Source organism: Providencia sp. PROV033, assembly GCF_028484855.1.
Taxonomy (GTDB): Bacteria; Pseudomonadota; Gammaproteobacteria; order Enterobacterales; family Enterobacteriaceae; genus Providencia; species Providencia alcalifaciens.
In genome coordinates, this window is record NZ_JAMPSW010000116.1 from 1 (window position 1) to 9332 (window position 9332).

The following is a 9332-nucleotide window of genomic DNA, read 5'->3' on the forward strand; positions in this document are numbered from 1 at the left end:
GATTTCAGGGTAGTTAGGATTGACTTTTAGCCATGGGGTTCCCGTCGTGAATCCAGCCTGTGATGCGTTATTCCATTGGAAGGGAGTTCGTGCGTTGTCACGGCTGCGTTGGTCAAAATACCTCATCATAGTGGGCTCGCTGTACCCTTGATGCTTGCCCCATTGGTAAAGTTTGAAGAGGTGGAGGTCATCGTGCTCATCTAAAGTCATTGGGCAGTTAGTCATGCCAATTTCTTGCCCCTGATAAATGAATGGTGTTCCACGCTGAGTCAGTAAGAAAGTGGCCAACATTTTCGCCGCAAATGGATTTTTAGCATGCTGGTTTAGAAACTTATTCAGTGAGCGTGGCTGATCATGATTTTCTAAATAAGGCGCACCCCAGCCTACTTGCTGAGTTGTTAGCTGGCTGTTGAAAAATACGGGTTTTAAACGCTCAGCGGTGATTGGAGAAATGGAAAAAGGAGGCTGCTTTGCAATATCGAGGTCTGCAATACTAAAGTCGAATACCATGGAAAATGCACCATCTTCACCGATATAGTCGACTAAGTCATGTGGAGGAACATCAATTTCGGCAACGGTCATGACATTGGCGGGATGGAACGTTTGGCTGGCGAGTTCCTTTAAAAAATCATGGATCCCTGGCTGATTGACGACCCAAGGAACTAAAGAGGCGGAACCATCTTCGCGATCTGCAGGGAATTGATGAGGTGAAAGTGCTTCAGTGGATTTTTTAATATTTCCAATGGCATCAATACGGAACCCAGCAACACCTTTAGCTATCCAACGATTAATCATCTGAATAATTTCTTTGCGTAATTGTGGATTTTCCCAGTTGAGATCAGGCTGCTCAGGACCAAACGAATTAAAGTACCAGCGCGTGCTATTGGGAACCTGCGTCCAAACAGGGCAATCAAAATATGTCCGTAAATTATTCGGAGGTGTAGGATGATCCCACTCGATAAATTGATAGTAATCTGCATACGGGCTTTGAGGATCGGCAAGTGCGGCTTTAAACCACGGGTGTTGGTTAGAAGAGTGATTGAGCACCAAATCTAATAGTATTTTAATCCCTCGCTGCGCGGCTTGGCGTATCAGTTCATCAAGGTCGTCGTTATCGCCAAAAATGGGGTCGACACAATCATAGTTAGCAATGTCATAGCCATTGTCTTTCATTGGCGATTCAAAAATAGGGCATAACCAAATGACGTTAGCGCCCAAGGATTGGATGTAATCGAGCTTGGCGGTGATACCCGCCAGATCGCCGATGCCATCGCCATTATAGTCATAAAAGCTTTTTGGATAGATTTGGTATACCACAGCGGATTTCCACCATGCTTGAGTCATTTGCGTTCTCCTTAATCAAAACGAGGTAACAGTAAGGTGATTTAAATATAGGCAATGTGTGTTTTTGTGCGATACATCATTGTTTTTCGAAATGCAAATGCAAACTAATATCATTAGCGCTATGTTTCATGTAAGATATCCGCCATCTTCGGGTCATGAGTGACGTGGCTAACGATAATCACATTGAAAGGTGGAGGAATTTAGATGTTCGCAAAATCATTAGTTTCAGGGTTTGCCTTATTATCTGTTGTTGCATTAGCTGGCTGTGATGACGCTAAGCAAACACAAGGTGCGGCACCAACAACTGAGCAGCAAACAACAGAAAAGCAATCAACTGAAAAACAAACGATTGTCGTAGAACATGCTCAAGGCAAGACTGAAATTCCTAGCCACCCACAACGTGCATTTGTGATGAACATGGAAACGCTAGATATCATTGATGCGCTAGGTATTCCGGTAATTGGTGTCCCACAAACTAACGCCCATTTTCCTAAATTTTTAGAAAAATATAGCACCTCAGAATATGTTAATGGTGGAAGCTTATTTGAACCTGCATATGAAACGATCAGCAGTGCAAAGCCTGATGTGATCTTAGGTGGTAGCCGTGCTCGTGATGCTTACGATAAATTAAACGGTATCGCACCAACTATTTCTTTGGATATTGATAACAAACATTTTATTGATAGCCTGATTGAACGTACGACTCTGCTGGGTTCTTTATTTGGTAAAGAAGCCGAAGCGGATAAAGTCGTGACTGACTTCAAAAACAAAATTAATGATATCAAAGGTAAAGCCCCAAGTGCGGGTAAAGCCATGGTGATCTTAGTCAGTGGCGGTAAAATTTCTGCTTACGGTCCAGGTTCTCGTTTTGGCTTTATTTTTGATGTATTAGGTTTTGAACCAGCTTATGTCTTCACAGAAGATACTGGTCGTCACGGTAATATCGTGAATTCAGAATTGTTATTAAAACTGAACCCAGACTGGTTATTTGTGATTGACCGTGATGGCGCTATCGGTGCAAAAGATGCACAACCTGCTGCGGATGTATTAGACAACGCATTAGTGAGAAAAACGTCTGCATGGCAAAAAGGACAAGTAGCTTATTTAGATTCCTCATCAGTCTACATTGCGGGTGGTATCCAAACTTATTCCCAGTTAATGGATGATGTAAACAAAGCTTTAGAGAAGAACAAAACGAATTAATCAATGAAAACGCTTTATCTTTCTTTTGGTATTCTCGCGTTATTGGTATTAGCGGTATTAAGCTTGTTTATTGGAGCGGGTGACGTGTCACCCGTTTCGCTTTTCACCGATCCCGAGATGCAAGATATCTTTTTTGTGAGCCGAATTCCTCGCACTGCCGCGCTGATCCTCGCTGGGAGCGCCATGAGTGTCGCGGGGCTCATTATGCAGTTACTCACGCAAAACCGCTTTATTGAACCTTCCCTTGCCGGTACAACACAATCCGCAAGCCTTGGCTTACTGTTCGTGATGATCCTCTATCCAACGGCCTCTATCATGACCAAAATGGTGGTTGCGAGTGGTTTTGCGTTGTTAGGTACCGCATTGTTCATGCTGATTTTACGACGGATTATTCTGAAGTCCGCCCTGATTGTCCCTTTAGTCGGCATTATGCTTGGGGCTGTGAGCAGCGCACTCACTATTTTTACCGCGTATTATTTTGACTTGCTTCAGTCTCTTAGTGCATGGATGAGTGGCGATTTCTCTAGTATTTTGCAAGGTCGCTATGAGCTGCTATGGCTGGTTGGTGGCTTGACACTGGCTGCTTGTTTAATCGCAGATAGCTTCACTGTGGCAGGTATGGGGCGTGAGTTTTCTGTTAACGTCGGCTTAAATTATCAAAAAGTCATGACCATCGGGTTATCTATCATTGCATTGATCAGTGGTGTCGTGGTGGTGGTGGTTGGCGCATTACCTTTCTTAGGATTGATCGTACCGAACCTTATCAGCTTAGTGATGGGGGACAATATTCGTAAAACTATCCCATGGATCTGCTTAGCTGGTGGTGGACTGGTGCTGTTATGCGACATTATTGGTCGCTTAATTCGCTATCCGTTTGAAATTCCTGCAAGCGTGATTCTAGGTGTTGTGGGTGCGGTTATCTTCCTTTATCTCTTGTTAAAGCATCAGCGTTATGGAAAAAGTTAATTCATTAAGTTTGCCCGTGAAGAGAACCTTCTCACCCATGCAGCGTATTGGTCTTTTGGCTGCGCTGTCGGTGCTGTCGATCATTCTGTATATGACCATTAATTTGGGCAGCAATTTAGCTTACATTCTGCCTCATCGTGGTTATATCGTACTGACGATGATTATTGTGGCGTTTGGCTCAGGTGTTTCGACGGTTCTGTTCCAGACTATCGCGAATAACAAAATTCTTACCCCGTCTATTATGGGTTTAGAGGCACTGTTTATTCTGCTGCAAACTATCTTTGTGTTTTATACCGATAGCTTTCCGGCATCATGGTTATTGAATATTGGTAAGTTTTTGCTGGAATCGTCGCTGCTCGTTATCTTCTCTGTGCTGCTGTATCGCTGGTTATTTATCTCCGTCAAAATGAATATCAACCTTGTTTTGATGGTGGGGATTATTCTCGGTACGCTGTTTCGTAGTGTGGCGACGTTGCTACAGCGCTTAATGGATCCTAATGAGTTTTCCATTCTACAAAGCCGGATGTTTGCGACATTCACTAGAGGTACGCCTGAGCTGATTCTCTTCACACTCGTGATTACGGTGATTGTGGGAATTCTACTCTGGCGCATGCGTTACTGCTTCGATGTGTTAGCACTGGGGCAAGCCAATGCGGTGAACTTAGGGATTAACTATCGCCAGCAAGTCACGGTCATTTTATTGCTGATTTCTGTCTTAGTGGCGATTTCTACCGCGCTAGTGGGACCACTAACATTTCTCGGGTTGATGGTAGCAAACTTGGCTTACTATATTGCAGGTAGTAGTCAGCATCGTTATTTACTGCCCGTCTCTTTCTTGCTGGGTGTCATCGCTTTAGTCGGTGGGCAGCTGGTTCTTGAATATGGATTAAATAAAGCCGGAACTCTGTCTGTGGTGCTGGAGTTTGTTGGCGGAATATTCTTTATTTATATGGTGTTAAGAAGGTTTTAGTATGATTGAAATTCATCAGATATCGAAAAGTTATCAAGATACTAAGGTCTTAGATAACGTCACTGCCAGTATTAAAAATAGTGGTGTTACTTCAATCATTGGTCCAAATGGTGCAGGAAAATCAACGCTATTATCGATCATTGGTCGCTTATTATCGGCGGACCATGGTTATGTCAAAGTAAACGAACTCGATGTGTCGACAACACCCAGTGACAAGCTTGCAACCTGCTTATCGGTGCTTCGCCAAGAAAACCAGTTCGCTAGCCGTTTAACGGTGGAAGAGCTGGTGGGTTTTGGGCGCTACCCATATACCAAAGGGCGCCTAACTCTGGATGATAAAAAGAAAATCGATGAGTCTTTGGCGTTTTTGAATTTAACCGAATTTCGTCATCGTTACCTTGATGAGTTATCGGGTGGTCAGCGCCAGCGTGCTTACGTGGCGATGGTATTATGCCAAGATACGGAATATGTGCTGCTAGATGAACCGCTGAATAACTTAGACATGAAGCATGCGGTGATTATGATGAAATTATTGCGCCGTGCTGCTGACGAGCTGGGTAAAACCATCATTCTGGTGATCCACGATATTAACTTCGCTTCTGTTTATTCGGATTATATTGTGGCGCTGAGAAATGGGCGTTTATCTTATCATGGTGCACCGGAAGAGATCATGAAGTCTGAGATTTTAGAGGAAATTTTTGATACGCCTCTTGAAGTCAAAGAGCTCGATGGGCAACGTATCGCACTGTATTACTAGTGATATCCGCTCCAATAGGCGATATTGGAGCGGTGTTTTATTGTGGCGGAATAGTAATATCTTCGTCGCTGTCTAATTCATCAAGTGGCTGAAGAATTTCCAAGCGTTTGATGCCATCTGCATTTACCACTAACCGAGCCAGCTCATTGTAAGCTTTTTTATTCATGATGACGCGGCGGCAAAGGTAGATATGGTAAACCTTCTCGCCAATGATGGCTGGCTCATCATCGTTAACCATTAACTCTTCATAGCTAATATCGATATATTTCAGGAAATCCGAAATATTGACCCGCGTAATATCCACAATGGAAGATTGAGTCTGCATAAATGCCGCGGAGTGGCTGTGCAAGGTGACATCTTTTCGATAATACAAAATGTCTTCAACCCTCTGCACATTGATCAAATTTACCCAGTGGGATTTTTGGCGCATCTCGTGAATGTCGGGTGAGAGGGTGCTCTCTTTTAGAAAACGGAATGACTCTTTACATATCCCGACGGGCTCTTTGACGCCTTCACGATAAATACGTAGCTGGCGGTCGGGTATCCAACGTTGGAACAAACGATACAGTTGTTCACGTCCAATTTCTTTTAAACGGTCTTTAAAGATATAACCAATGACCATTGCCAAGAATAAATTCGCGCTAAGTGCCCCATATTTTCCTTGCCACATAAATGCAATAAATGTAGCGAATACCATCGAAATTGCGGCGGCGATACCATAAATTGAGTGTAAAAGTAGAGGGAGTCCTCGCTTATGACGAATGTCTAAATAGAGGTAGCGGTTAATATATTTCTTCAGCAAATTGCGCCGATAGGTCACCATTTCTGCATCATTTTCATCGTGAGGAAAGTTATCGGGAGCCAACTTTTTCAGATAACGCATTTCTTGATACCACAGATGACGAATTTCATCGCGCAGAGGAAGTTGTTTCTCTTTTAATAAATCGTGTAAGTAAAACAACGTGTAATGAGACATAAATTCATCGCAATACGCGAATGCGTTTGAGTGAATAATATTTTCAATCGGAGCGGTGTAAGTACTCAGTTCACGATAGCGCTTAAGCCCATGCTCAATGTCGGCTAATAACCCCGTTATGTACTCTTCAGTTTGCCTCTGCGCGTTTTGAGCGACCATTTTTAGCGTGAGTCTGACGCTACGCTTAAAGGTAAGCGCGAAGCGTTTTAGGTGGTTTTCGTATTCATCTAATGTTGGGGGTAATTCTGGGTCGAGTCGCTCTAACCAGTTTTTTAATTCATCGACTAATCCATTCTCTGCGGGGATAGAGGACAATTGAACCGTAGGTGCCCGTAAACGAATATAGTTTTTTAAACTGCGCTGAAGGTTTGAGGCGGTGTAGAGATCAGGGTTAACTTGCATCGATGCAGGAAGAAAAAAGAAAGTCTCAACTTGGTATCGGATCTCTTTGGATTTTCGAGGAAAAAAAAACTGCTGTTTGATTTCAAACTGTTTTTTTCCATGGATCTTCAGAGATTCTTTAATCATATTCTTCCTACTGGTGCTCAGTATGCCCTAACTGTAAGTATATAGGCGGTGAATTCGATATAAGTATTTATCAAAGAAGAATAATAGTAATGGGAATAAAAGAGAAAGGAAACAAAAACGGCCGCTAAGGTTTACTTCCAAGCCAAAGCGGAAATAAATAGTCGGCCGTTTTAGGAATTCGTTGTCAGTTAAAAATTATTTTTTAGCTGCTGGACGAACTGCTGTAACTTCAATTTCCACTCTCCAAGCTGGGTTAGCCAGTTTAGCGACTTGGAAGGTAGAGCGAGCTGGCAGATTAGTCACTTTTTCAGTTTCATAGAACTTGTTGTAGCCAGCCATGAAGCCAGCGAAGTCCATAGTTCCTTTAGTTTCGTCACCACCCACTAAGAAAACTTGCATTTTAACAACGTCATTCATAGTCAGACCCATTTCTTTTAGGTTTGCTTGAATTTGGTTCAGGACGCTGAGTGTTTGCGCTTCGGTATTACCGTAAGATTCTAAAACGCCTTCTGGAGCATCTTTAGAGATTTTAGCAGGGACTTTTCCGCTCAGGAAGATGATGCTGTTACCTGCGCCGATTTCTACGGATTCAGCAATTGGAAAACCTTTAACTGGAACACGTTTCACATCATCTGCTGCATTTGCAGTTGCTACACCTAAAACTAAAGGTAAAGAAAGCAGTAAAGTTTTGTAGCTCATAATAACTCCATTATATATGTGAATAAGAACCTATTAAGACTGTTAAGTATTTAATAGGTTCAATTTAATAGTGTTTCGTCTTAATTAGTTAAAACGAGACAGTTTATAAGGCGTCGGATCGATAAAGGTTTTTTCATCCATTAACAATTCAGCCGTTAATCGACCAGCCGCCGGGCTTTCAGTCATACCCCAACCAGTCGCGGTATTGATAACCAGACCTGGGTATTGTTCAACTTTAGAAATGATTGGAATCTCATCATCAGTTGGAGAAACAGTGCCACCCCAACGCTCGACAACTTTAGATTCTTTAAATACAGGGAACTCTTTTCTCAGTCTTTCCAGCACGCCATCTAAATGTTCATTGTTTGGTGTGTTGGTTGCTGTACGGAACTCTTCAAATGGTGTTTTCTCGTCTAAGTTCCAAGATGTTGCCATTGTGAATGAGTTGAACAGGTCTTTACCAAGAGAGAATTCTAATGGTAATTCACCACCGCCTAATACGTGCAGGAATCTTGGCCCTAACAGGAAGCTGTCTTTCACGATAGAGCTGGTGAAGATACGTGGTGCAACTGCGTAAGTACCGTCTGCTTGTTCACGGAAGTGGATACCGTTTGGCAGGTGAACGTTACCTTTTGGTGCGCCTGGAACACCAGTAATACGCTGTTGAGACAGGTAAACGTTCAGAGTAGGGACATCAACACCTAAGTTACCCATGAACAGACGTGACCAGATACCACCAGTCAGAACGACTTGAGAGGTTTTGATTGCGCCTTTTTCAGTCACAACGTCAGAAATTTTACCGCCGGCGGTTTCTAAGCCACGAACTGCGCAATTTAGGTAAATTGGAATGCCAATTGATTTTGCGTAGTTAGCCATTGCTGGGGTAACAGTTTCTGGGTCAAGACTACCAGAATCTTCTTCAAAGCCACCAATTTTCCATGGAGTTTGAGCATCAACCAGACGATTAGCCAGTTCTTGACCTTCGATCATACGGGTTCTCAGCGGGGTATCGAAACCTGGGTTTTCAGACGCAGATTTGATCCACGCTCTTGAAACTTCCAGATCTTCTTCACTTGAAGGAACTTCAACACGACCTTGAACGCGGTAGCTGGTATCAGCGCCGATTTTTTCGTTCATGCCGAGCCATTGAATTTTTCCGTAGTGGTGTAAAGGGAAAATAGCTGGGGAGGTTTTGTAGCTGATGATTTGGCTATATGCACGGCCAGATTGTTCACCGCCCACAACACCTTTTTCACAGATAACAACGTTTAAGCCACGTTCTTTCAGGTTAATCGCAGTCATGATCCCTTGAAGACCCGCTCCGATAACTACTGCATCAGCTGACGCAGGTAATTTACCTTCTGTACCAGCAACCGCAGGTACGCGAGACTGAGTAGATTCAAAACGACCTTCTCTGCGGATCATAGGGACAACAGCTGCGCCCCCAGCAATCACACCAGCAGCACCAACCCCTAATAATAGTTTTCTTCTCGAGATTTTCATCTATAACCTCAATAATAATCTTGTTTTTTATATAGTAAATAATTTCAAATTGAGATAATGATCTTATCATATATTTTGAAATTGTTAAGTATGGTTAGTACTTGTTAATAAATTTGAGTGAAATGTATGAATGAATTATTTGATCTGGTCAGTGTTGTTGGGGGTTTGTCGCAATTTGGCTTATTTTTTAAATAGCATAAATAGTGAAATTTAATTGTTAATGTCAGAAAAAGTGTACAGGTGTAAATAGATTTATTTCAGATAAGTTAATTATTTCGTTGGGTGGGTTGGAAAAATATTAAATAATCATTCTTAGTTGATTATGCTAAATTTTGATTAAGTCAGATTATTTTTTTTGAGACATAAAATAAATATTAAGTTAAATT

General features: G+C 42.4%; 8 protein-coding genes. 4 read left to right on the plus strand and 4 right to left on the minus strand.

Annotated elements, in window-relative coordinates:
• On the minus strand, positions 1 to 1344 hold a 1344-nt coding region (locus PSF16_RS15155; RefSeq protein WP_272689566.1), incomplete at its 3' end, for an alpha-glucosidase.
• Positions 1345 to 1548: 204 nt separating this feature from the next.
• Here PSF16_RS15155 and PSF16_RS15160 point away from each other — a divergent pair.
• From PSF16_RS15160 to PSF16_RS15175, 4 genes are read left to right on the plus strand one after another with little or no spacing between them, the layout of a single operon-like run.
• Complete coding sequence (locus PSF16_RS15160) at positions 1549 to 2547, plus strand: siderophore ABC transporter substrate-binding protein (RefSeq protein ID WP_006658470.1); 999 nt, start codon at positions 1549 to 1551, stop codon at positions 2545 to 2547.
• A 3-nt stretch (positions 2548 to 2550) separates the two neighbouring features.
• The gene (locus tag PSF16_RS15165) at positions 2551 to 3513 is read left to right on the plus strand and encodes an ABC transporter permease (protein WP_272689567.1); all 963 of its coding nucleotides are present in this window, start codon (positions 2551 to 2553) and stop codon (positions 3511 to 3513) included.
• Positions 3500 to 4483: an iron chelate uptake ABC transporter family permease subunit gene (locus tag PSF16_RS15170; protein ID WP_006658472.1), complete on the plus strand. Its 984-nt coding sequence runs from the start codon at positions 3500 to 3502 to the stop codon at positions 4481 to 4483. The genes PSF16_RS15165 and PSF16_RS15170 overlap by 14 nt, the downstream gene beginning before the upstream one ends.
• Before the next feature lies 1 nt (position 4484).
• Positions 4485 to 5240: an iron ABC transporter ATP-binding protein gene (locus tag PSF16_RS15175; RefSeq protein WP_006658473.1), complete on the plus strand. Its 756-nt coding sequence runs from the start codon at positions 4485 to 4487 to the stop codon at positions 5238 to 5240.
• Between the two features lie 37 nt (positions 5241 to 5277).
• Here the strand turns inward: PSF16_RS15175 and PSF16_RS15180 are convergent, their stop codons facing one another.
• From PSF16_RS15180 to PSF16_RS15190, 3 genes are all read right to left on the minus strand, one after another.
• Positions 5278 to 6744, minus strand: a complete 1467-nt coding sequence (locus PSF16_RS15180) for a hypothetical protein (protein WP_272689568.1) — start codon at positions 6742 to 6744, stop codon at positions 5278 to 5280.
• A 195-nt stretch (positions 6745 to 6939) separates the two neighbouring features.
• Positions 6940 to 7443, minus strand: a complete 504-nt coding sequence (locus PSF16_RS15185; protein ID WP_006658475.1) for a RidA family protein — start codon at positions 7441 to 7443, stop codon at positions 6940 to 6942.
• 84 nt (positions 7444 to 7527) lie between these two features.
• A complete protein-coding gene (locus PSF16_RS15190) occupies positions 7528 to 8946 on the minus strand; it encodes an NAD(P)/FAD-dependent oxidoreductase (RefSeq protein WP_006658476.1) in 1419 nt (472 codons plus the stop codon).
• Positions 8947 to 9332 lie beyond the last annotated feature (386 nt).